The 21651-nt window shown below is 70.3% G+C and carries 18 protein-coding genes; 7 read left to right on the top strand and 11 right to left on the bottom strand.

Annotated features, from left to right (window positions below):
• Nucleotides 1–92 precede the first annotated feature (92 nt).
• Together IF78_RS0119050 and IF78_RS0119045 are read right to left on the bottom strand one after the other, a co-directional pair.
• A complete protein-coding gene (locus tag IF78_RS0119050) occupies nucleotides 93–2108 on the bottom strand; it encodes an IucA/IucC family protein (RefSeq protein ID WP_031486409.1) in 2016 nt (671 codons plus the stop codon).
• A gap of 125 nt (nucleotides 2109–2233) precedes the next feature.
• Nucleotides 2234–3814 (bottom strand): diaminobutyrate--2-oxoglutarate transaminase family protein, encoded by a 1581-nt coding sequence (locus IF78_RS0119045; protein ID WP_031486410.1) that lies wholly within the window; start codon nucleotides 3812–3814, stop codon nucleotides 2234–2236.
• A gap of 356 nt (nucleotides 3815–4170) precedes the next feature.
• On the opposite strand from IF78_RS0119045, the gene IF78_RS0119040 reads away from it, so the two are divergent.
• Nucleotides 4171–5391, top strand: coding sequence for a trypsin-like serine peptidase (locus tag IF78_RS0119040; RefSeq protein ID WP_031486411.1), 1221 nt, complete (start codon nucleotides 4171–4173; stop codon nucleotides 5389–5391).
• Between the two features lie 155 nt (nucleotides 5392–5546).
• On the opposite strand, the gene hflX is transcribed toward IF78_RS0119040, so the two are convergent.
• The 6 genes from hflX to miaA all read right to left on the bottom strand — a co-directional run bounded on the left by hflX (nucleotide 5547) and on the right by miaA (nucleotide 14105).
• Nucleotides 5547–7040 (bottom strand): GTPase HflX, encoded by a 1494-nt coding sequence (gene hflX / locus IF78_RS0119035; protein WP_031486412.1) that lies wholly within the window; start codon nucleotides 7038–7040, stop codon nucleotides 5547–5549.
• A 192-nt stretch (nucleotides 7041–7232) separates the two neighbouring features.
• Nucleotides 7233–8834, bottom strand: a complete 1602-nt coding sequence (locus tag IF78_RS0119030; protein WP_078662501.1) for a M1 family metallopeptidase — start codon at nucleotides 8832–8834, stop codon at nucleotides 7233–7235.
• 141 nt (nucleotides 8835–8975) lie between these two features.
• Nucleotides 8976–11282 (bottom strand): RelA/SpoT family protein, encoded by a 2307-nt coding sequence (locus IF78_RS0119025; RefSeq protein ID WP_031498375.1) that lies wholly within the window; start codon nucleotides 11280–11282, stop codon nucleotides 8976–8978.
• A 299-nt stretch (nucleotides 11283–11581) separates the two neighbouring features.
• Nucleotides 11582–12451 (bottom strand): diaminopimelate epimerase, encoded by an 870-nt coding sequence (dapF, locus tag IF78_RS0119020; protein ID WP_031486415.1) that lies wholly within the window; start codon nucleotides 12449–12451, stop codon nucleotides 11582–11584.
• Between the two features lie 103 nt (nucleotides 12452–12554).
• Nucleotides 12555–13058, bottom strand: a complete 504-nt coding sequence (locus tag IF78_RS0119015) for a membrane protein (protein WP_031486416.1) — start codon at nucleotides 13056–13058, stop codon at nucleotides 12555–12557.
• Nucleotides 13059–13166: 108 nt separating this feature from the next.
• Entirely contained in the window at nucleotides 13167–14105 is a 939-nt protein-coding gene (gene miaA / locus IF78_RS0119010) for a tRNA (adenosine(37)-N6)-dimethylallyltransferase MiaA (RefSeq protein ID WP_031486417.1), read from the bottom strand.
• Between the two features lie 182 nt (nucleotides 14106–14287).
• On the opposite strand from miaA, the gene IF78_RS0119005 reads away from it, so the two are divergent.
• On the top strand, nucleotides 14288–14587 hold the full coding sequence (locus IF78_RS0119005) for a hypothetical protein (RefSeq protein ID WP_031486418.1): 300 nt from the start codon (nucleotides 14288–14290) through the stop codon (nucleotides 14585–14587).
• A 24-nt stretch (nucleotides 14588–14611) separates the two neighbouring features.
• Entirely contained in the window at nucleotides 14612–14881 is a 270-nt protein-coding gene (locus IF78_RS0119000) for an antitoxin (RefSeq protein WP_031486419.1), read from the top strand.
• Nucleotides 14882–15026: 145 nt separating this feature from the next.
• On the opposite strand, the gene IF78_RS0118995 is transcribed toward IF78_RS0119000, so the two are convergent.
• The 3 genes from IF78_RS0118995 to miaB are packed head-to-tail and all read right to left on the bottom strand — an operon-like array spanning nucleotide 15027 to nucleotide 17639.
• Nucleotides 15027–15755 carry a class III extradiol dioxygenase subunit B-like domain-containing protein gene (locus IF78_RS0118995; RefSeq protein WP_031486420.1) on the bottom strand — a complete coding sequence of 243 codons (729 nt, stop codon included), beginning with the start codon at nucleotides 15753–15755 and terminating at the stop codon, nucleotides 15027–15029.
• A gap of 10 nt (nucleotides 15756–15765) precedes the next feature.
• The gene (locus IF78_RS0118990; RefSeq protein WP_031486421.1) at nucleotides 15766–16056 is read right to left on the bottom strand and encodes a hypothetical protein; all 291 of its coding nucleotides are present in this window, start codon (nucleotides 16054–16056) and stop codon (nucleotides 15766–15768) included.
• Nucleotides 16057–16115: 59 nt separating this feature from the next.
• Nucleotides 16116–17639 carry a tRNA (N6-isopentenyl adenosine(37)-C2)-methylthiotransferase MiaB gene (gene miaB / locus IF78_RS0118985; RefSeq protein WP_031486422.1) on the bottom strand — a complete coding sequence of 508 codons (1524 nt, stop codon included), beginning with the start codon at nucleotides 17637–17639 and terminating at the stop codon, nucleotides 16116–16118.
• A 1027-nt stretch (nucleotides 17640–18666) separates the two neighbouring features.
• Here miaB and IF78_RS0118980 point away from each other — a divergent pair.
• Genes IF78_RS0118980 through IF78_RS0118965 form a run of 4 tightly spaced genes read left to right on the top strand, consistent with a single transcriptional unit; the run spans nucleotide 18667 to nucleotide 21642 of the window.
• Nucleotides 18667–19854, top strand: coding sequence for an ATP-binding protein (locus IF78_RS0118980; RefSeq protein WP_031486423.1), 1188 nt, complete (start codon nucleotides 18667–18669; stop codon nucleotides 19852–19854).
• A gap of 20 nt (nucleotides 19855–19874) precedes the next feature.
• Nucleotides 19875–20702 (top strand): roadblock/LC7 domain-containing protein, encoded by an 828-nt coding sequence (locus IF78_RS0118975; protein ID WP_031486424.1) that lies wholly within the window; start codon nucleotides 19875–19877, stop codon nucleotides 20700–20702.
• Nucleotides 20695–21078: a DUF742 domain-containing protein gene (locus IF78_RS0118970; protein WP_031486425.1), complete on the top strand. Its 384-nt coding sequence runs from the start codon at nucleotides 20695–20697 to the stop codon at nucleotides 21076–21078. The genes IF78_RS0118975 and IF78_RS0118970 overlap by 8 nt, the downstream gene beginning before the upstream one ends.
• Before the next feature lie 3 nt (nucleotides 21079–21081).
• The gene (locus IF78_RS0118965) at nucleotides 21082–21642 is read left to right on the top strand and encodes a GTP-binding protein (RefSeq protein WP_031486426.1); all 561 of its coding nucleotides are present in this window, start codon (nucleotides 21082–21084) and stop codon (nucleotides 21640–21642) included.
• Nucleotides 21643–21651: the final 9 nt, after the last annotated feature.

Here is a 21651-nt window from a genome sequence, read left to right as displayed (position 1 = left end):
CTCAGGAAGCGGGGTGGGTCATGTTCCCCAGGGAGGAAGGGGGTTGGTGGAACGCAGAGGCGTTGGTTCGTGACGAGACGCGACGGCGATGGTCAGGAATGCAGGGGGTTGGCGATGGTGACGTATACGGACTGGGTCTCAACCGGTCCGACGAGTTCATCGAGGCCGCGCAGCCGGGTCAGCAGGTTGGCCTTGCAGCGCAGAACCGGTGAGTCGAGCAGGTGGGCAGGCAGTGACGTGCGCAGCCGATCGGGACCGGAGGCCAGATCACCCAGGAACCGTCGGAAGGCGGCGAGCAGCAGTTGTTCGTCGACGAGACGCTGGGAGCCGAACGCTCCGATGAGACCGAATACGTTGTTGATCGCGAGGTAGTACGCGAAGCGTTCGTCAGTGACCTCGTCCGAGACGAAGGTGTCACTGTGCTCGCCGATGCCGGGCAGCCGGGCGTCGAGATCCGCGCGGCGGGACTCACGGAAGTAGTAGCCCTGGTTGTCGCGGTAGCGGCCGCCCATAGGCCAGCCGTCGCCGTCCAGCAGGAGCAACGTGTTCTGTTGGTGTGCCTCCAGGGCGATCCCCGCCTCGGCGTCCAGCCACAGCACTGGCCGCACGACCTGTTCGAGGTAGCGCAGGAACCACTCCGCGGCTACGGCTCCGCGAGGGCGACCCGTCCGGGCGGCCAGGTACGTGATCAGGTCCGCGAGACGGGACTGCAGGGGTTGCGTGTCCGACCGTCGTGGACCAGCGGCGGCGCCGGCCTGCCCCCGAGGGCGCGGTGAGACGAGTCCAGCTACGCAGGACACGTCGTCGGACGGCTGGAACGGGTTGTGCCGGATCATCACGTCGAGGCCGACGACGGGGTCGCCGCTCGGCGCATCGACGGCGAGCCAGGCCGGGTCGCGAACGATGTCGAATCCGGGGTGTGCGGCCTGCCACTGCGTCGAGAGGCCACTGCGCAGGAGTCGATGGACCTCGACGCCGCGGTGCAACTCCTTGCGGAGGTTCTCCCGCCGGGAATTGGTGATGCTCAGGCCCAGCGACACCTTGAGCATGGCCGGGGCGTCGGATCTGTGGACGGTTCGGACGGAGGAGGTGGGATGCCAGGGTGCCCCGTGGGCGCCGAGGTCCCTGAGCGTTCCGGCATCGAGAAGGGCCGCGGTCTCGGGGCGATGCCGGATCTCACGCGACTGCCAGGGATGCAGGGGCAGTGCCGCGTACCCCTCGGGCAAGGGCAGCCCAGGCCCGGCCAGGCGGGCGGTGAGCTGGGCTGCCGGCACGACACGGCCGCGCTCCGTCCATGCGGAGTCGGTGGCGAGGAGGGAGGGAGCGACAGCCAGCCAGTGCAGAGGGAAGGAGCCGCACAACTCGGGTGAGAACAGCCGTGCTTCAGCCTCGGAAAGACCCTCACGGCTCTTCGGGGCCGGATGGAGTGGATGCCCGAGCATGAGGGCCTGCTCGGCCGTCAGGAAGAGGTCGGAGCCTTCGGCGGGACTGTCCCGGCGCTCGCTCATGAACGCGACGGTTCGTCGGACGGAGTCGGCGACGCGGGCGACGAGGTCGGTGGCAGCGCACGTGGTGTCCGCTCCGCCGCACGTCTCCCGGCTCAGCAGTGCCGCGAGGGTGACAGCGTCGGTAGGTGGGGCGTGGTCGGGTGCGTCGGCGAGGCGCGGGAGGCCGAAGCGGTGCCAACCCGTCGGGGACCAGTAGTGGACCGGGATCAACAGGACCGTACCGGTGGCAGGCAGGGGGATGCGGAGGATCCCGTTGTCGGGAGCCGGGATGGCGGTCTCACGAACCCAGCAGCGGAGCAGGTTCTCCACGGCGGCGGCCTGGGCGGCAGTGTGCGGGGCGGGATGCTCCAGGAGGTCGACGGTGACTCCGTGCGGCCACTCGGTGCGTGCGGCGCCTGTCTGCGTCGGCGGCCGTACCGGCGCCTGCGCACCGGCAGCTACCTGTGCCGAAGCGCGTTCCTGCGGCGCGCCTCCCTCCGGCGCCGGTGCACCATCCTGCGCAGGTGTACCTGCGTGCGGCTCTTGCTGGGGGAGATGTGCGTCGGAGGAGCCTCGCGCGCGGGTGTCGGCCCGGCCGTCGGATGTGGGGGTGGTGATCAAGGCTGGTCCTCTTGAGGTGGTTCCGGCTCGTGCGGGACTGCCGGTGTTCTGCGATGAGGGTGGACGTGGGCTTGAAGTCCGCGCCGGTTGGAGTCCGTGCCGCCGCACCCTCCTGGGCTACCGCGCTACCCCGCCCAGTCGGCCCGATCGTCGCTTCGGCGGTGCTGCGGGATCGGCCGACGCGTCGGATGGCCGGCGGTGCGGTCGCGGGAGACCGCATCCACGGCGTCGGCCAACCGGTCCAGTACCGCGTCTGCCTGTTCGTCGCTGATGGTCAGGGGCGGCAGCAGCCGCACGACGCTGGAGTGGCGGCCGCCGAGTTCCACGATCAGGCCACGTCGCAGGCACTCGCGCTGGACGGCGACGGCAAGTTCTGGGGCGGCGGGCCGAGGGTGACGATCCGTGCCCTGCGCTGTCGCGGCTCCCTCGGCTTGGTGAGGGGCATCCCTGTCCCCTTCAAGTTCAAGAGCAGCCAGAAGCTCCAGCCCGGGCCCGCTGCCCGTCCTGTCGATCCCGGGCAAATTCGCCGGGGGCTCCTCGGCACGCTCGCGGTCGGTCTCCGGCTCCACCACCTCGACGCCGATCATCAGCCCCCTCCCCCGCACATCCCCGATACACGCGAACTCACCCGCGAGTCCGCGAAGTTGGCTGAGCATCCGCGAGCCCAGCTCGGCCGCCCGCTCGGCGAGACGGTTCTCGCGGACGTAGGCGAGCGTCGCCGTGCCGGCGGCCATGGCGAGCTGGTTGCCGCGGAAGGTGCCGGCGTGGGCACCGGGCTGCCAGGCGTCGAGGTCGTCGCGGTAGACGATGACGGCCAGGGGAAGACTGCCTCCGATGGCCTTGGAGAGGACCATCACATCGGGGGTGACGCCACTGTGCTCCACCGCCCAGAACGAGCCGGTACGCCCGACCCCCGTCTGGACCTCGTCGGCGATCAGCGGGATGGATCGGTCGGCCGTGATCTGCCGCATGCGCCGCATCCAGCCGTCAGGCGCGGGGATCACCCCGCCCTCCCCCTGGACGGGTTCGAGGATCATCCCGGCGGGACGCGGTACGCCCGACTTGGGATCGTCGAGGACGGATTCCGTCCAGCGCGCGGCGAGTTCGGCGCCGCGTTCGCCGCCAACGCCGAAGGGGCATCGGTAGTCCTGGGGGTAGGGCAGGCGCGCGACCCGTACGTCGTAGGCGCCCCCGGATGCTTCGAGCGCTCCGGCGGTCATGCCGTGGTAGGCGCCGCTGAAGGCGAGTATGCCGGTGCGTCCGGTCGCGGCCCGGACGAGCTTGAACGCGGCCTCCACCGCATCCGTGCCGGCCGGTCCGCAGAACTGCACGCGCGCGTGCCCGGCGAGACCGGGCGGAAGGGTGTGGAACAACTCGGTGATGAAGGCGTCCTTGACGGGGGTCGCCAGGTCGAGGACGTGCAGTGGTGCGCCCGAGTCGAGGACCTTGCGGATGGCCTCCAGGACGACCGGGTGGTTGTGTCCGAGCGCCAAGGTGCCGGCGCCCGAGAGGCAGTCCAGGTAGCGGCGTCCGTCCGCGCCCTCGATGGTCAGCCCACGCGCCCGCACCGGCACGATGGGCAGGGCGCGCGCGTAGGTGCGCGCCGCCGACTCACGTGCCGACTGCCGCCGCAGGATCCCCTCGTGCACGGAGCGCACCCCCGCCGGCTCGGATGTCCCCCCGCGCAAAGATTCGGTCACGGCCATGGCTCCCTGTCCTCCCGCTGTCCCGGGGCGAGCAGGTCTCTCGCATCCTCGCCCGACCCGACATACGAAGCCCCGCGAGCGTCCACTCGAAACTCCGGGGAACTGGGCACTGGAGGCCGCCCACGGGCGGCGGGCCCCCAACCGCTACCAACCCCGGACCGTTCACCGGGTTACGGGTTGCTTCAAGATCCTTGTCGTAGCGAAACCGTTGCCGTTCCATCGGAACTCCCCCACAGAGAACGCATAGTGTGTGATGCCGTCCCAACGCGCCGTGACATCACGTGGAACCAGTGAGTGATCAGCGGGAGTTCATGACCGCGGCGCCTTAGTACTTGCACCCCAGGGGGAGTTAGATCATGCGATCGATACGGCCGTCGTTCACCGCTCGCCGAGGGAGGAGCGCGCGCCGCAGAACCTCCCCGCTGCCCGTGGTCGCGCTCGCAGCGGCGTTGGCCCTCACCGTCACGGCCTGTGAGTCGGGCAACGCCGAGGTGAGCGGCGAGGCCACCGCGTCCGCCGTGGCCGAGGGCGACGGCAAGATCACGATCCCGGACGACATCAAGGACAAGCTCAAGGAGCACGGGATCGACGTCGACAAGTGGAAGGACGGCGCCTGGAAGGAATGGGACAAGGAGGACTGGCTGCGTGAGGCCAAGGACTTCATCAACCCGATCATCGAAGGGCTTTGGGACCCGGACCGCATGCGGGAAGCCGAGGACCCCGACCGCGGTGTCGACGACAGTGACCTCGCCGGCGACCAGGGTGTGACCGACCCGACGCCGGCGCCGGTGGACGCGCAGGCCGTGTCGCCTACGTACCACGCCAACGCCCCCGAGCTGGGCAAGGTGTTCTTCGACTCCCCCGACGGCCCGTCCGTCTGCTCGGCGACGGTCGTGCAGGACCCGGCCAACCCCGGCAAGTCCAACATGGTGTGGACCGCGGGCCACTGTGTGCACGCGGGCAAGAGCGGCGGCTGGTACCGCAACATCACGTTCGTGCCCTCGTACAACGACGCGGGCATGGAAACGGCGAAGTTGAAGGGCGCCACCCGGGAGCAGATCGCTCCGTACGGTGCGTGGTGGGCCGACTGGGCGAAGACCTCGGACCAGTGGATCGCGCAGGGCGGTCTGACGGGCGGGGACGGCGCGCCGTACGACTTCGCCGTGCTGCATGTGCAGCCGGAGGCGGGCGGTAACGGCAAGTCCCTGGAGGAGACGGTGGGTTCGGCTCTGCCGGTGAACTTCAACGCCCCCGCGGTGCCCGACGTGGCCGGCATCAAGGCGATGGGCTACCCGGAAGCTGCGCCGTTCGACGGCCAGAAGATGTACCAGTGCCAGGACAAGCCGGGTCGGCTGTCGCTCAACGCCTCGGACCCGACGATGTACCGCATCGGCTGCACGATGACCGGCGGTTCGTCCGGTGGTGGCTGGATCGCGACGGGCTCGGACGGCAAGCCTGCGCTCGTCTCCAACACCTCGATCGGCCCGGAGGACAACACGTGGCTCGCGGGCCCGCGGCTGGGCAAGGAGGCCAAGGGCATCTACGACGCGGTGAGCGAGAAGTACGCCGGTCGGTGATACTCCCCGCATCGCGACCTGACACATGCTGAAGGCCCGCTCCCCAGGACAGGGGGCGGGCCTTCGGCCGTTCTGCGCCTGCTCGGGCCGCCTTCCGACGACGGCCCAGGCAGTCGGCCTACGACAGCTCGGACGGTCGAGCCGAGACGTACGGCTCAGACGGTCGGGGCCGGAGCGTACGGCGCGAGATCCGCCGCCAGCTCCTCATGCACGCGCACCTTGAGCAGCGTGCCCTCCGGGGTGTGCTCCTCGGAGATCACCTCGCCCTCGGTGTGGGCGCGGGCGACCAGCTTGCCGTGCGTGTACGGCACGAGCGCCTCGGTCTCGATCGACGGACGCGGAAGCTCGTTGTCGATCAGCGCGAGCAGCTCGTCGATGCCCTTGCCGGTACGGGCCGAGACGGCGATGGAGCGCTTCTCGATCCGCATGAGCCGCTGCAGCATCAGCGGGTCGGCCGCGTCCGCCTTGTTGATCACAACGATCTCCGGTACGTCGGTCGCGCCGACGTCCCTGATCACCTCGCGCACGGCGGCCAGCTGCTCCTCCGGGTTCGGGTGCGAGCCGTCCACCACGTGCAGGATCAGGTCGGACTCGCCGACCTCCTCCATGGTGGAACGGAACGCCTCGACCAGGTGGTGCGGCAGGTGCCGTACAAAACCGACCGTGTCGGCCAGCGTGTACAGCCTTCCGCCCGGGGTCTCGGCCCGGCGCACGGTCGGGTCGAGGGTCGCGAACAGGGCGTTCTCGACCAGCACACCCGCGCCCGTGAGGCGGTTGAGCAGGGAGGACTTGCCGGCGTTGGTGTAGCCCGCGATGGCGACCGAGGGCACCTTGTTGCGCTTGCGCTCCTGGCGCTTGATCTCGCGGCCGGTCTTCATCTCCGCGATCTCCCGGCGCATCTTCGCCATCTTCTCGCGGATCCGTCGCCGGTCCGTCTCGATCTTGGTCTCACCGGGACCACGTGTGGCGAGGCCGCCGCCCTTGCCGCCGCCCATCTGCCGGGACAGCGACTGACCCCAGCCTCGCAGCCTCGGCAGCATGTACTGCATCTGCGCGAGCGCGACCTGCGCCTTGCCCTCTCGGGACTTGGCGTGCTGGGCGAAGATGTCGAGGATCAGGGCCGTACGGTCGATGACCTTGACCTTGACGACGTCTTCGAGGTGGATGAGCTGGCCGGGGCTGAGTTCACCGTCGCAGATGACCGTGTCCGCGCCCGTCTCGAGCACGATGTCCCGCAGCTCGTCGGCCTTGCCGGAGCCGATGTAGGTGGCCGCGTCGGGCTTGTCGCGGCGCTGGATCACGCCGTCGAGCACAAGGGCGCCCGCGGTCTCCGCGAGGGCGGCGAGCTCGGCCAGCGAGTTCTCGGCGTCCTGCACGGTCCCCGAGGTCCAGACACCGACGAGCACGACGCGCTCCAGACGGAGCTGGCGGTACTCGACCTCGGTGACGTCCTCGAGCTCGGTGGAGAGGCCCACTACGCGGCGCAGAGCCGCGCGCTCGGAGCGGTCGAACTGGTCGCCGTCCCGCTCTCCGTCGATCTCGTGGCTCCAGGCGACGTCCTCTTCCATCAGGGCATCGGCCCGGAGACCTTCGGCGTAGCTGTGCGCGAAGCGCTGAGTGTCCTGGGAAAAGGAAGAAGAGGAGGTCATTGGGTCCTTACGTCCATGGGGAATCCGTTTGCGCCGACGGTGGCAGTGACGTCCGCGCTTCGGAACGCGTCCGTAGCGCCCGGAAACTGATCCGTCACTGCTCCCAACGCACGAGTGCCCCGGAAGATTCCCGTGCCCCGTGCCGCGCCGACCCGAAAATGGTCGCACGGCACGGGGCGTCTCGTCACCGCCTTATTTCGCGGTCCTCGTGGTCTTCCCGGCCTTTCCGGCCTTCGTGGTCTTGGCCTTCGCGGCCGTCTTGGCCTTCCCGCCCTTCGCGGCCTTCTTCCGGGGATCCGCGGCCTTCCACTCCGGCTGACCGGGCATCGGCGGGGTCTTCTTCCCGTACAGCCAGGCGTGCATGAACCCGTCGAGGTGGCGTCCGGAGATCTCCTCCGCCAGCGCGACGAAGTCCGCGGTGGAGGCGGAGCTGTCCTGGTGGCGGCTCACCCACGCGCGTTGCAGGCTTTCGAAGGCCGACTTGCCGATCTCCTGGCGGAGTGCGTACAGAACAAGGGCCGCGCCGTCGTAGACGTTCGGCCGGAAGATGCCGTTCTTCTTGCCGGCCGCGGGCACCTTGGGGGCCGCGGGTGGCCCACCGGCCGCGCGCCAGCTGTCCGAGGCGGCATACGCGGCCTTCATCCGTGCCTCCAGCGGTCTGTCGGCCTTCTCCGCCGCGTACAGGGCCTCGTACCAGGTGGCGTGCCCCTCACTGAGCCACAGGTCGGACCAGGTACGCGGACTGACGCTGTCGCCGAACCACTGGTGCGCCAGTTCATGCACCATGATCGACTCGACGAACCACTTGGGGAACGCGGACTCGGTGAAGAGCCCTCTCTCGAAGAGAGAGAGGGTCTGGGTCTCCAGCTCGAATCCGGTGGCGGCGTCGGCCATGAGCAGGCCGTACGTCTCGAAGGGGTACCGGCCGAGCTTGCTCTCCATCCAGGAGATCTGTCCGGGAGTCTTCTTCAGCCACGGTTCGAGCTTTTCACGGTGCGCGGTGGGTACGACGTCCCGAAGGGGCAGTCCGTGCGGCCCGGTTCGGTGCAGCACGGTGGAGCGGCCGATGGAGACCTGGGCGAGCTCGGTGGCCATGGGGTGCCCGTTGCGGTACGTCCATGTCGTCGTCCTGCCCGCGCGGTCCACATCGGTTCGCAGACCGTTGGCGACGGCGGTGTAGCCGTTGGGCGCGGTGACCCGGATGGTGAACATCGCCTTGTCGGAGGGATGGTCGTTGCACGGGAACACCACATGGGCGGCGTCGGCCTGGTTGGCCATCGCGAGGCCGTCGGCGGTCCGCACCCAGCCGCCCTCCCGCTCCTTCCCGTACACGGGATCGCTGGTGTGCCGCACGGTGATCCGCGCCCAGCTGCCGTCGGGCAACGGCTCCTGCGGCGTGACCACGAGGTCCTCACCGGCGCTGCTGAACGACGCGGGCTCACCGTCGACCTCGACGGACTCGACCTTGCCGTGGGCGAAGTCCAGATTGATGCGGTCGAGGTCCGTGGTCGTCCAGGCGTCGATCGTGGTGACGGCCTGGAGGGGCTTGGTGTTGGTGCCCGGATATGTGAAGGAGAGGTCGTACGACTCCACGTCGTAGCCGGGGTTGCCCAGGTACGGGTAGAGACGGTCGCCGACACCCAGGGGTGTGGCAGGGGCGCTCGCGGCGAGGAGACAGGTGGAGACGGCCACGGCGAGCAGCGCGGGCATCTTGAGGCGCCGGGTGGATCGGGTTCCGGAGTGAGTGGCGCCAGGGACTGGTCGCCGGGCCTCGTTGCGGGGGGTGAGCAGCATGAACCACGGCTATCAGCGCGCGTGCGCGAGGCGTGGACGACGCGCGACCGGCACACTCGAACGGGTATGTCAGGTGGGTGCAGGGTTTGAGGGACGGTGTCGTGGGCCAAGAACCACCACGCCCGGCGTGAACCCTGCCCGTCACGCCCCCTGCATCTGCGGCTGCGCCCTGCTCACGTCATACACGCCCGCCACGTTCCGCATGGCTCGCATCAGCCCGGGGAGTTGGGCGGCGTCCGGGAGCTGGACGGTGTAGGTGTGGCGCACACGCTGCTGGGTGGGTGGCTCGACCGTCGCCGAGACGATCTCCGCGCCCTCCAGGGCCATCGCCTCCGTGAGGTCCGCCAGGAGGTGCGGGCGAACGAACGATTCGGCGACCAGGGTGACCCGGCACTCGGTGGTGTCACCCCAGCGCACGCCGACCCCCGAGCGCCCCGCGCTCTTCATCCGCGCCACCGCCGCGCACTCCACGCGGTGGACGGTCACCACTCCCCCACGCACCGAGAACCCGGTGACCTCGTCGGGCGGTACCGGTGTGCAGCAGCCGGCGAGGCGTACGGTCGCGCCGGGCGGGTCGACCAGGACGCTGGCAGTGCTGGAGCGACCGGCCGGACCCTGATCGACCCGGCGGGCATCCGGTCCGCCTGCGTCCCGACGGGCGTCCACCGCTCCTGCGCCCCGACGGGCGTCCGGATCCCCGTCGGCAACGCGGCCGGCCGTCCCCTCCGCAGCCGGGGCGACACCCGGTCCCTCGTCCTCGACAGCCTCCCGGCCCGACAGGCCGTCCGCCGTGGCCCGGAACGGCACCGTCCCGGCCCGCTCGCCGCCGGCGGGGTCGCCCTGCGACGGGTGGGCGGCCAGCCACCGTTGGATGGCGATGCGGGCGGCGGGCGTGTGGGCGTGCTCCAGCCACTCCCTCGAGGGCTCCGAGGCAGGGTCCTGGCCCATGAGGAGCTGGACGGTGTCGCCGTCCCGCAGAACCGTGCTGAGGGTCGCCAGGCGGCCGTTGACGCGGGCACCGATGCACGCGTGCGCGTCCTCGCCGTACTGCGCGTAGGCGGCGTCCACACAGGTCGCGCCCTCGGGCAGGCCCAGGGTGCCGCCGTCGGGCCGGAAGACGGTGATCTCGCGGTCCTGGGCGAGGTCCTCGCGCAGGGTCGACCAGAAGGTGTCCGGGTCGGGAGCGCCCTCCTGCCAGTCGAGCAGGCGGGACAGCCAGCCGGGGCGGGTGGGGTCCGCGCGCTCGCCGTCGTTCGAAGCGGCCTGCTCCTCCGAAGGAGGAGCGTAGGGATTGCCGAGCGCGACGACACCGGCCTCGGCGACCTTGTGCATCTGGTGGGTGCGGATGAGGACTTCGGTGACCTGGCCGTCCTCGCGGGCGACGGCGGTGTGCAGCGACTGGTACAGGTTGAACTTGGGAACGGCGATGAAGTCCTTGAACTCCGAGACGACGGGCGTCATACAGGTGTGCAGCTCGCCCAGGACGCCGTAACAGTCCGCGTCCTCGTTCACCAGCACCAGCAGCCGCCCGAAGTCGGCCCCCCGCAGCCGCCCACGCTTGCGGGACACCCTGTGCACCGAGACGAAGTGCCGCGGCCGGATGAGGACTTCGGCCTGGATGTCGGCTTCGCGCAGGACCTTGCGCATCTCGTCGGCCATCTCCGCGAGCGGATCGTCAGCGCGGGAGGCGTTCTCGACGATCAACTCCCGTGTGTGCTCGTACTCCTCGGGGTGCAGGATCGCGAAGACCAGGTCTTCCAGTTCGGTCTTGAGCGCCTGGACCCCGAGCCGTTCGGCGAGCGGGATGAGCACGTCGCGGGTCACCTTGGCGATGCGGGCCTGTTTCTCGGGGCGCATCACGCCGAGGGTGCGCATGTTGTGCAGCCGGTCGGCGAGTTTGATCGACATCACGCGGACGTCGTTGCCGGTGGCGACGAGCATCTTGCGGAAGGTCTCGGGCTCGGCGGCGGCGCCGTAGTCGACCTTCTCCAGCTTCGTCACGCCGTCGACGAGGAAGCGGACCTCCGCGCCGAACTCCTCGCCGACCTGATCGAGCGTCACGTCGGTGTCCTCGACGGTGTCGTGCAGCAGTGAGGCGGTCAGGGTCGTGGTCTCGGCGCCGAGTTCGGCGAGGATCAGGGTCACGGCGAGCGGGTGCGTGATGTACGGCTCGCCGCTCTTGCGCATCTGGCCGCGGTGCGAGGACTCGGCCAGGACATAGGCGCGGCGCAGCGGTTCGAGGTCGGCGTCCGGGTGGTGGGCGCGGTGGGCGTCGACGACATGGCTGATCGCGTCGGGCAGCCGGTCGCGCGATGCGGGGCCGAGCAGCGCCGCCCGGCCGAGGCGGCGCAGATCGATCCGGGCGCGGGCCTTCCTGCGGGGCACGGCAGGCGTCGCAGGGCCTGCTACCGGGCCTGGCGTCGCGGGGTTCGTGGCCTCCGCACTCATGGGCACCTCCGGCTGCGTGGACCGGCGGACGGGGTGCCCCATGGCGGACACGGCACAGGGGATGGCGACTTCTCCCCCGTCCGGGCCGGTGCTTGATGCTACCGAGCCCATCACGTGCGGCTGACCGCCTCTCGCCGAGCGTGAAACGGATCACCCATTCGAGCGAGGGTTTGCAGGTTTACGGTTTCGCGCCATGCAGTAAACCGGAGTTGGCGATTCCGAACGCGCTCGGGACGGCCGACAACCGCACTCTCAGGCCGGGAGCCGCCCGAGGCTGTGAAGCCAAGCCGCGGAGAGGTTCAGCGAGCGAGCGTTTCCAGCCACTCCGCGTCGATCTCACCCTCGGCCACGATCACCGCGGGGCCGGTCATCTCGATCTCGCCGTCGGGCCGCTCGGTGATCACCAGGGTGCCGCCCGGCACATCGACGGTGTACGTCGCGGGGGCGCCGGTGACCGCCGGATCGGCCCCGTCCCGCCGCGCGGCGGCCACGGCGACGGCGCACGCGCCCGTGCCGCAGGAACGGGTCTCGCCGGCACCGCGCTCGTGCACGCGCAGCGCGACGTGCCGCGGGCCCCGGTCGACCACGAACTCGACGTTGACCCCGTCCGGATAGGCCGAGGCCGGGCTGAACGGAGGCGGGGAGTACAGGTCACCGGCGTGCGCGAGATCGTCCACGAAGGCCACGGCGTGCGGGTTGCCCATGTTCACGTTGCGCGCCGGCCAGCTGCGCTCACCGACGCTGACCGTGACCTCGCCTTCGGCAAGCCGCGCCTTGCCCATACCGACCGTGACGTCACCGTCCTTGGCGATGTGCACGGTCTTCACGCCCCCGCGCGTGGCCACCGCGAGGTCACCCTCGGTGACATACCCGGCGCGCTGAAGGTAGCGCGCGAACACCCGCACGCCGTTCCCGCACATCTCCGCGACCGAGCCGTCGCCGTTGCGGTAGTCCATGAACCACTCGGCTTCGCCCGCCATGTCCTGTGCCTCGGGGTGCGCCGCGGACCGCACCACGTGCAGCAGTCCGTCACCGCCGATGCCCGCGCGGCGGTCGCACAGGGCTGCGACGGCGGCCGGGGACAAGTCGATGACGTTCTCCGGGTCCGGGACGATCACGAAGTCGTTCTCGGTGCCGTGACCCTTGAGGAAGGCGATCCGCGTGCTCATTCCTCGATCGTAAGGGGTCGGTACGACACCCCATGTTCGCGTGGCGCGCTACGACCGCCCATGCGCCCGTGGAGTCGCGCGACAGCCCACGCGCGCGTGAAGGTCAGCGCAGCCGGGCCACGCGCCACACGGCCAGCACGACCACCGCGGCGACGAGCAGGGCGTAGGCCAGCACGACCCGCCAGTCCGGTCTGCGCCCGGAACCGCGCTGCGGCAGCCCGGGCCAGGTGTAGCCCACGCGGCGGGCGGCCATCATGCCCCAGCCCGCCGCACAGGAGCAGATCAGGAGCCCCAGCATGGCGATCACGGCCCCGCTGTCGCCGAAGTCGAAGGCCAGCGGGAACGCGAACATCAGGGAGCCGACCGCGGCCAGGGCCACGATGGGCGCGAGCTGCCAGATGCGCAGTCGGCGCTGCGGACGCAGCTCGACCTCGACCTCGGGGCCGCTCGCGTACATCTCCTCCGGCTCAGGACCGTCGTCGGTGACGCCACCCTCGGCCTCGTCCAGCCCGTCGGGGATCGGACGGTCGCCGTCCTGCTCCCGTTCACCCTGGTCAGAGGTGACGTTCTCGGTGCCTTGTGCGGTGTCGCGAGGGCCGGCCTCCATCGCCACGCGCCCTCCCAACTCGGACTCCACTTGGTCGATCGAAGCTCGATGATGGCACGGCACCGGAGGCCCGGATGGCGGCCGGAGCGTCCCGATGCCATCACGTGATCAGGCTGTAACCGGTCGTTCGACCAACGCCAGTGCGAGCTGCGGAAGTTCTGTGAGATCCGCCGCAGCCCCACTCAGCCAGTGCACCCGCGGGTCGCGTCTGAACCATGAATCCTGACGGCGCGCGAAGCGCTTGGTGGCACGTACGGTCTCGGCCCGCGCCTCTTCGAGGGTGCACTCCCCGGCGAGCGCCGCGAGCACCTGCTGGTAGCCGAGCGCGCGCGAGGCCGTACGGCCCTCCCGCAACCCCTGCGCCTCCAGGGCGCGGACCTCGTCGACGAGCCCCGCGTCCCACATCCGGTCGACCCGGCGCGCGATGCGCTCGTCCAGTTCGGGGCGGGCCACGTCGACACCGATCTGAATCGTGTCGTAGACCGAGTCGTGACCCGGGAGGTTGGCGGTGAAGGGCTTGCCGGTGATCTCGATCACCTCGAGGGCACGGACGATACGGCGGCCGTTGCTCGGCAGGATCGCCTGCGCGGCCTCGGGGTCGGCGGCGGCCAGACGGGCGTGCAGCGCCCCCGAGCCGCGCAGCGCGAGCTCCTCCTCCAGCCGGGCCCTGACCTCGGGGTCGGTGCCGGGGAACTCGAGATTGTCGACGGCGCCACGGACGTACAGACCGGAGCCGCCGACGAGGATCGGCCAGCGCCCCTCGGCGAGCAGTGCGTCGATCCGCTTCCGCGCGAGCCGCTGGTACTCGGCGACCGACGCCGTGACCGTCACGTCCCAGACGTCCAGCAGGTGGTGCGGCACGCCGGCGCGTTCCTCGGGCGTCAGCTTGGCGGTGCCGATGTCCATCCCGCGGTAGAGCTGCATGGAGTCGGCGTTGACGACCTCGCCGCCGAGTTGTCGGGCCAGGAAGACGCCCAGATCGGACTTTCCGGCTGCGGTGGGGCCGACGACGGCGATGACTCGGGGGGCGGAGGGTGCACTGCTCACCGCCCCAGTCTCGCAAACCTCACAGGGTGGCCTCGAACGGGTTACGTGACGCCACGCGCGCAGTGTCGTTGCCAGTTGCGAGGTTCTCGCCGCCGGTTTCGCGGAGGCGGCGGCCCGGGGGCGCAAACGGACGCACCGGACGACGCGGGATTTCGCCCGCACGAGTAACGTATGGAGTGGATATGGGCGTTTTTGCACGACTTCTTCGGAGGTCGAAGGCCACTGAGGAGGCGTCAACCGCCGAGGCGCAGACCGACACCCCAACGGCCGAATCCGCGGTGGAAGAGGCGGCAGAGGTGAAGGTGCCGACCGAGGCGGAGGCCGAGGAGACGGCACAGTCGACGGCGGCGCGGTCGACGGCGGCGCGGTCGACGGCAGCGGAGTCCGTGGACGCCGACGCCGACGACGGCGTCGAGATCCCCAAGCAGCAGTCCGCCGAGGAGACGGCGGACAGCGAGGCCGGTGAGAGCGCCCGCACGTAACTGCCCTGCGCGGGAAGGTGAAGCATGGGTCTGATGGATAATTTGAAAGCCAAACTCGCCCCGGCCAAGGGCAAGGTCTCCGACTTCGCGCAGCGGCACGAGGAGCAGGTCCAGCACGGCCTCGACAGAGCCGCGAAGGCCGTCGACAAGAGGACCAAGGGCAAGTACAGCGACAAGATCCAGACCGGTACGGGCAAGGCCAAGGGCGCCATGGACCGACTCGCGCACAAGGGCGACGACACGGCGACCGGCCGCGGCACGCCGCCGCCGGACTCACCCCCGCCGACTCCCTGAACGGCACATCGACGGACGGCCGCGGAGCTTGACGGCTCCCGGCCGTCCGCCGTTTGACCGGCGCGCGCCCGGCGACCGGTTCGGTTGGCGTGCCCAGCGACCTGATTCGGGGAACCTGCCCGCTAACGGTTTCGGCCGACGTGCCCTACGACCAGGTCGCGACCAGGTACCCCACGCCGTACGGCGCTGCGTCGTACAGCAAGGTGCCCGAGAGGTCCGTCTGCTCGGCGGCGCCCGCGAGGACCTGCCAGGGCGCTCGGCCCGAGGCCATCAGCTCGTGCGCGAGCTCGACGTCCAGCGCCTTGAGCGCCGCCACGTCCGCCTTGCCCAGCGCACGCGCGACGGACGCGTCGAACGGCTCCGCCCGCTCGTCGAGGTAGCCGGGTGCCTTGAGCGTGCGGCAGGCGCTGGCGTCGCCCATCACCAGCAGCGCCACCCGCTCGGCCCGGGCGGCGACGTCCCGCCCGATATCCGTACACCGCTCGGGCGTCACAGGTTCCCCCACCGCGAGTGCCTCGATCGGTGCGTCCGCCCATCCGGTCCGCTGCAGCAGCCACGCGGCGACGGCGAGCGAGGACGGCAGCGGTCGTCGCGACGACTCCGGTGCGGTCGCCTCGTCCGCGGCGCGTCCCAGCCGTACGTCGATGTCCACGCCGAAGCCCCGGAACGACCCCCGCGCCCCCTCGGCGTATGCCCCCTGCTCGCTCTCCTCGGCGGGCCCGACGACCACGAGCCGGTCCGGCCGGGCGGCCGCGAGCACGCCGAGCGCGTCCGTGCAGGCGGCACGCGCGGTGGCCAGCTCGGGTGCGGCGCCCGCGGCGACCTCGGGCACGAGGAGCGGCGGGCAGGGGCAGACGGCGGCGGCGACAAGCATGATCGGGAGCCTACTGCCAGGGGCTGGGCTCCGGGTCGCTGCTCCACACCCGCTCGGCCAGCTGGAACATCACGCGATGGGTGGACATCAGGCCCTCGATCTGCGCGTAGTACGCGTCCCCGGCACCGACCCGGAACACCTCACGCCGCTGCTGCCGCAGCCCGGCGCGGGGCTTGTACGTGCAGGCGACCTCGTAGAGGCGGGCGCGGGCCTGTTCCAGGGTGCCCTGGAAGCGCGCCGCCTCCTCACAGCGGTACTGGTCCCCGGTACCGGTCTGCGCGACCACCACCCATTGCGCCATGTGCCGCCCCCCCGTTCTCCTGCTCGCCCCCGCCCCGCCCACGCTCTCGCCGCGTGCGCTCAGTGCGCCGCGCAGCCTCCCGTCGTCGCCGGCAGCGGCTCGGGAACGCCGATCTTCGGCAGGCCCAGCATGACACCCGCCGGCTTGGCGGCCTCGGCGGCGTTGCGCTTCTCCCATGCGTCACCCGCGCGCGTGCGGCGCACATCGAGGACGGGACCCTCGGCCAGGAGGTGGTGCGGGGCGGCGTACGTGACCTCGACGGTGACCACGTCACCGGGGCGGACCTCCTGGTCCGGCTTGGTGAAGTGGACGAGGCGGTTGTCGGGGGCGCGGCCGGAGAGGCGGTGGGTGGTGTCGTCCTTGCGGCCCTCGCCCTCGGCGACCATCAGCTCGAGCGTGCGGCCGACCTGCGTCTTGTTCTCCTCCCAGGAGATCTCCTCCTGGAGGGCGACGAGACGCTCGTAGCGCGCCTGGACGACCTGCTTGGGGATCTGGTCGTCCATGGTGGCCGCCGGGGTGCCGGGGCGCTTGGAGTACTGGAAGGTGTACGCCTGCGCGAACCGGGCCTCGCGCACCACGTGCAGCGTCTGCTCGAAGTCCTCCTCGGTCTCGCCGGGGAAGCCCACGATGATGTCGGTGGTGATCGCGGCGTGCGGGATGGCGGCGCGGACCTTCTCGATGATCCCGAGGTAGCGCTCCTGGCGGTAGGAGCGGCGCATCGCCTTCAGGACCGTGTCCGAGCCGGACTGGAGCGGCATGTGCAGCTGCGGCATCACGTTCGGCGTCTCGGCCATGGCGGCGATGACGTCGTCGGTGAAGTCGCGCGGGTGCGGGGAGGTGAAGCGGACGCGCTCCAGGCCCTCGACGTTGCCGCAGGCCCGCAGCAGCTTGCTGAAAGCCTCGCGGTCGCCGATATCGGAGCCGTACGCGTTGACGTTCTGGCCGAGCAGCGTGATCTCGGAGACGCCCTCGGCGACCAGGGCCTCGACCTCGGCGAGGATGTCGCCGGGGCGGCGGTCCTTCTCCTTGCCGCGCAGGGCCGGGACGATACAGAAGGTGCAGGTGTTGTTGCAGCCGACGGAGATCGACACCCAGGCCGCGTAGGCGCTCTCGCGGCGGGTCGGCAGCGTCGACGGGAACGCCTCCAGCGACTCGGCGATCTCGACCTGCGCCTCCTCCTGCACGCGCGCGCGTTCCAGCAGGACGGGCAGCTTGCCGATGTTGTGCGTGCCGAAGACGACGTCGACCCAGGGCGCCCGCTTGACGATGGTGTCGCGGTCCTTCTGCGCGAGGCAGCCGCCGACCGCGATCTGCATCCCGGGCCGGCTGGCCTTCTTGGGGGCGAGGTGGCCGAGGTTGCCGTACAGCTTGTTGTCGGCGTTCTCACGGACCGCGCAGGTGTTGAAGACGACGACGTCCGCTTCGCCGTTCGAGCCCTCGGGGGCGCGCACGTAACCGGCCTCTTCCAGCAGCCCGGACAATCGCTCGGAATCGTGGACGTTCATCTGGCACCCGTAGGTTCGGATCTCATAACTCTTGGATTGCTGAACGTCCACTGCCGGGCTCCGGTCGCTGCTGGTCATGCGTCAAGGGTAGGTGCTCCTGAGGGCACCATGTTCAGCGCTTGTCTCACCCACCACGGGCAGGACGCCGACCGCCCGCCCCGGCCCAGCGGCGCCGAGAGACGGCTCGCTCAGCGCGGGCGGGGCGTCCTGGTCCGACGATCAGCGGCGGGCAGCGATCGAGGGGACCTGCGGACGGGCGGGGTTCTTTCGTCGGCACGCGCCGGCCCGTACGGTCACGGTCCGCCTTGCGGTGCGCCGAGGCCTTCTACGACCATTCGATCACCCACCGGCGGCCCGTCGGCCAGGGCTTCGCTCGAGGCCCGGGAGATCATCCGCGATCCGCCCTGGCTGGCCGACGCCGTCTACGGGAACAGTCGGCACAGCTCGACGCCGCCCGACGAGCACATTTCGGCACACCGGACGACGGAGAGCACGGGACAGCACGAGGGACAGCGGGGCAGCCTGAGACCGGGCGTGCTCTGGCGCATTCGCCCCGGGGCGAGCCCGATCCGGTCTCGGACGACCTGTACGTAGGACTGCACGGGAGTGGCCGACCGGGAGAGCGGCCTTACGCCGGGGAACGCACCCAGGACGCCCGCGCGGCGGACTCGGCCCGGCATCTCACAGAGCCCCCTCCCTGTCCCGCGGACCTTTGGCTGCTGGTCAGGTCAGTGGCCCTGAGCGGTCCACCGCTCGGCGGCGCCTGGACATGCCGTATGCCGGCATCGGTCGCCCGCCGGAGCATGATCGCGCCCCGTGGTTCGACATACGGCCGCTGCGGGCACTGCGCCGCCTCCACGCTCGCCAACAGCCCTTGACCAGCCCTTTGTTGACCGTTTGGAAGAGGCAAAGGCGGCCTCTGGAGACTTGGTTGAAGGTGATAGCATTCCGCCGTCTGCGACCTTGATCCACTTTGTTCAGGTGCCGACCTGACGTTCACCTGCTCTTCGCTCCGGCATTCATGCAGTCCCCCCGCGTGACGGGTTGCGGATCCTCGCGATGCGTATCCGTCCACGCCTGCGTGCTCGCGCCGGGAAAGGTTTCCATGACTAAAGACGCGCTTCTTTGGTGCCTGGTTGCGATAGCGACGACAGCCACAGCCGCCGTCGTGGCTTTCGCGCTCCGCAACAGAGCCCTGGCGGTGAGGAAGAGAGAAGCCGAAGTCTCCCTGGGGCAGCGGCTGAGCTACACCGAAGCCGAACTCAGCCGGGTGCAGGGCGAGTTGCAGAGGGTCCGGGACGAGCAGGACGGTGTCATCCAGGAGGCCGAACGGGCCGCGGAGGAGAGCACCAAGGCAGTCCTCAAGGGTGCCGCCCGCTTTCTGCAGAGCCTTGCGGCCGAGCAGACGAACCTGCTGGACGAGATCCAGCGCAACTACGGCGGGCACGCCGTCCTCACCGACCTGATGGACGTCAACCACGCCAATGCGCAGATGGCGCGGAAGGCCCAGGGCATCGCGGTCATGTGCGGTGCGCCCCTCGGCCGCCGCAACCAGCCCGCCAGCGTCTACGACGTCGTCCGCAGCGCCCAGAGCCAGATCCGCAACTTCCACCGGGTCGAGATCATGCAGCCGAGCGGCATCGCCCTCAAGGCGACCGCTGTCGCGCCGGTTGCCCTGGCGGTCGCCGAACTGCTCGACAACGCCGCGAGTTTCTCTCAGGCGGACGCGCCGATCGAAGTGACGTTCCAGCGGGTCCAGAAGAACCTGTGCATCGTCATCGACGACGCCGGTGTGAGCATGAGCGACGAGGACCGCCAGAAGGCGACCGCGCTGTTGTCCGGCGACGCCGTCCCCCGGCTGTCCCAGCTGGGCACGCAGCCGAAGTTCGGTTTCCCCGTCGTCGGCCTGATCGCCCGCCAGTACGGCTTCAAGGTGGATGTCACCGGAGTCTCCCGGTACGGGGGCGTCCGTGCCGTCGTCCTGCTGCCCGAGGAGCTGTGGACCATGGAGGAGACCCCGCCGCCGGCCACCGAGGCGTCGGCGCCGGTGAGTGGCATCCGGCGGGTTGAGGGCCGCGAGCAGGCCGAGGCCCGTACGGTGCACGGCCTGCCGAAGCGCGGCGCCCGCAAGTCGCCCGTCGTCGGCGTTCCCTCGGGTGGGAGCGTCCCCGGGGAGCAGAAGCCCAGAAGAGCTTCTCGTGGCTCCGGCGGCGGTCTGGGGGCTTTCCAGCGCGGCACCCTGACGGGCCGTGACCTCGACGCCCCGACGCCCGAAGGGTCTCAGGACGGATGACTACTACAGACATGTCGTGGATGGTCCAGGACATCGTGGACAACGTCCCTCGGGCACGGCACGCCGTGGTGCTGTCGGCGGACGGGATCACGCGCGGGGCGACGGACGGCCTGACTGCCCAGGATGTGCGGACCATCTCCGCGGCCATGGCCGGGATGCAGTCGCTCAGCCGGGCCACCGCCCACTTCGCCGGACGGTCGCAGGACCGGCAGTGGAGCCAGACGATCATCGAGTTCGCGCACGGCTGGGTGTTTCTGATCGGAGCCGGACAGGGCGCCTACCTGGCCGCCGCCGCGGAATCCGACGTCGACATGCAGCAGATCTCCTTCCGCATGCACCGGCTGGTCGCCCGGCTGGGCAACAACCTCACGGCAGCGCCGCGGGTGACCGCCGGTGACCCGGCTCCTGGCGGAGGCGACGTCGCGGTGCGGCATGAAGAGGCGGGCAGTGCCGGATTCGTCCTCGCCGAACTGGACCAGGCGATCGCTTCGGTGCCGGGCGCCCGGCACGCCCTGTTGCTCGGGGCGGACGGTCTGCCCCGCGGTGCGAGCGCCGGGATCGGCAGGGACCTGGCGGACACGATCTCCGCGGCCATGACCGGCATCCACGCCTACAGCCGTGCGACCGCGCCGTTCGCGAGCGGGCTGCTGGACGACGAGTGGCGGCAGACGGTCATCGAGTTCCAGCACGGGTGGATCTTCCTGATCGCGGCCGGCGACGGCGCCTTCCTGGCGGCGGCCGCCGAACCGGACTGCGACATCGAGGACTTCACCACCCGCCTGAGCGACGTGATACCCACGCTCACCGCACGGCAGGTGCCGCAGGGAGAGAGGGCCGGCGATGCATGACGAACCGGACGGCGAACTGGAACTGACATCGGCATTAGTCCCACTCTTCGTCATCGCGAAGGGACGTGCCCTGCCCGCGGAGAACGAGTACGAGCACACGACGCTCGTCACCGCCCGAGAGGGCACGTCCGCCGCGGCCCGGACACTGTCTCCGGAGGCCCGCGCGGTCATGGATCTGATCGCCGAGGGCTTCCTGTCCGTGGCCGAGGTATCCGGCTACACGCGGCTGCCACTGGGCATCGTGCGCATCCTTCTGGCGCAGATGGCCGATGACGGCCTGATCTTCGTGAGGAACCCGGCGCCACGTGACCAGCGTGCCGACCGCGAGCTGCTCACCGCCGTGCTCGATGGCCTGAAGACCCGTTTCGGAGCGTAAGCCGTGTATCTGGATCCAGCCGTCTCCCGGTCCGTGAAGGTTCTGGTCGTCGGCCACTTCGCGGTCGGGAAGACCACGTTCATCGGAAGCATCTCCGAGATCGAGCCGCTGCAGACCGAGGAGGAGATCACCGAGGCCAGCGAGGGCCTCGACGACCTCTCGGAGACCCCGGACAAGTCGACCACGACGGTGGCGATGGACTTCGGGCGTCTGACCCTCAGCGACACCCTGGTCCTCTACCTCTTCGGAACACCGGGACAGGAACGCTTCAAGGAGATGTGGGAGGGCCTGTCCCGGGGCGCCCTTGGCGCTCTGGTCCTGGTGGACCCCAAGCGACTGCACGAGAGCTTCCCCGTCCTGGACCTGGTCGAGCAGTTCGGCCTGACCTACGCCATCGGCGTCAACCGCTTCGACGGAACCCCCGACTACCCGCTCGACGAGGTGCGTGAGGCGCTCAACCTCACCGAGGAGACGCCCGTCGTGCACTGCGACGTCCGTGACGAGGACTCCGCGGCGCAGTCACTCATCACCCTCGTGAAGCACCTCATGTCCACACTCGGCTAGGAGCCACGG

Origin of the sequence: Streptomyces bicolor (genome assembly GCF_000719285.1) — a bacterium.
Taxonomy (GTDB): Bacteria; Actinomycetota; Actinomycetes; order Streptomycetales; family Streptomycetaceae; genus Streptomyces; species Streptomyces bicolor.
The sequence above is the reverse complement of the archived record's forward strand: the minus strand, read 5'-3'. Positions and strand labels throughout refer to the sequence as shown.

What these genes read in the sequence shown, in the direction of transcription:
- IF78_RS0119045 (WP_031486410.1), bottom strand. Translation starts at nt 3,814, where the DNA reads ATGGCCGTGACCGAATCTTTGCGCGGGGGGACATCCGAGCCGGCGGGG.
- IF78_RS0119040 (WP_031486411.1), top strand. Translation starts at nt 4,171, where the DNA reads ATGCGATCGATACGGCCGTCGTTCACCGCTCGCCGAGGGAGGAGCGCG.
- hflX (WP_031486412.1), bottom strand. Translation starts at nt 7,040, where the DNA reads ATGACCTCCTCTTCTTCCTTTTCCCAGGACACTCAGCGCTTCGCGCAC.
- IF78_RS0119030 (WP_078662501.1), bottom strand. Translation starts at nt 8,834, where the DNA reads ATGCTGCTCACCCCCCGCAACGAGGCCCGGCGACCAGTCCCTGGCGCC.
- IF78_RS0119025 (WP_031498375.1), bottom strand. Translation starts at nt 11,282, where the DNA reads ATGAGTGCGGAGGCCACGAACCCCGCGACGCCAGGCCCGGTAGCAGGC.
- dapF (WP_031486415.1), bottom strand. Translation starts at nt 12,451, where the DNA reads ATGAGCACGCGGATCGCCTTCCTCAAGGGTCACGGCACCGAGAACGAC.
- IF78_RS0119015 (WP_031486416.1), bottom strand. Translation starts at nt 13,058, where the DNA reads ATGGAGGCCGGCCCTCGCGACACCGCACAAGGCACCGAGAACGTCACC.
- IF78_RS0119005 (WP_031486418.1), top strand. Translation starts at nt 14,288, where the DNA reads ATGGGCGTTTTTGCACGACTTCTTCGGAGGTCGAAGGCCACTGAGGAG.
- IF78_RS0119000 (WP_031486419.1), top strand. Translation starts at nt 14,612, where the DNA reads ATGGGTCTGATGGATAATTTGAAAGCCAAACTCGCCCCGGCCAAGGGC.
- IF78_RS0118995 (WP_031486420.1), bottom strand. Translation starts at nt 15,755, where the DNA reads ATGCTTGTCGCCGCCGCCGTCTGCCCCTGCCCGCCGCTCCTCGTGCCC.
- IF78_RS0118990 (WP_031486421.1), bottom strand. Translation starts at nt 16,056, where the DNA reads ATGGCGCAATGGGTGGTGGTCGCGCAGACCGGTACCGGGGACCAGTAC.
- miaB (WP_031486422.1), bottom strand. Translation starts at nt 17,639, where the DNA reads ATGACCAGCAGCGACCGGAGCCCGGCAGTGGACGTTCAGCAATCCAAG.
- IF78_RS0118980 (WP_031486423.1), top strand. Translation starts at nt 18,667, where the DNA reads ATGACTAAAGACGCGCTTCTTTGGTGCCTGGTTGCGATAGCGACGACA.
- IF78_RS0118975 (WP_031486424.1), top strand. Translation starts at nt 19,875, where the DNA reads ATGGTCCAGGACATCGTGGACAACGTCCCTCGGGCACGGCACGCCGTG.
- IF78_RS0118970 (WP_031486425.1), top strand. Translation starts at nt 20,695, where the DNA reads ATGCATGACGAACCGGACGGCGAACTGGAACTGACATCGGCATTAGTC.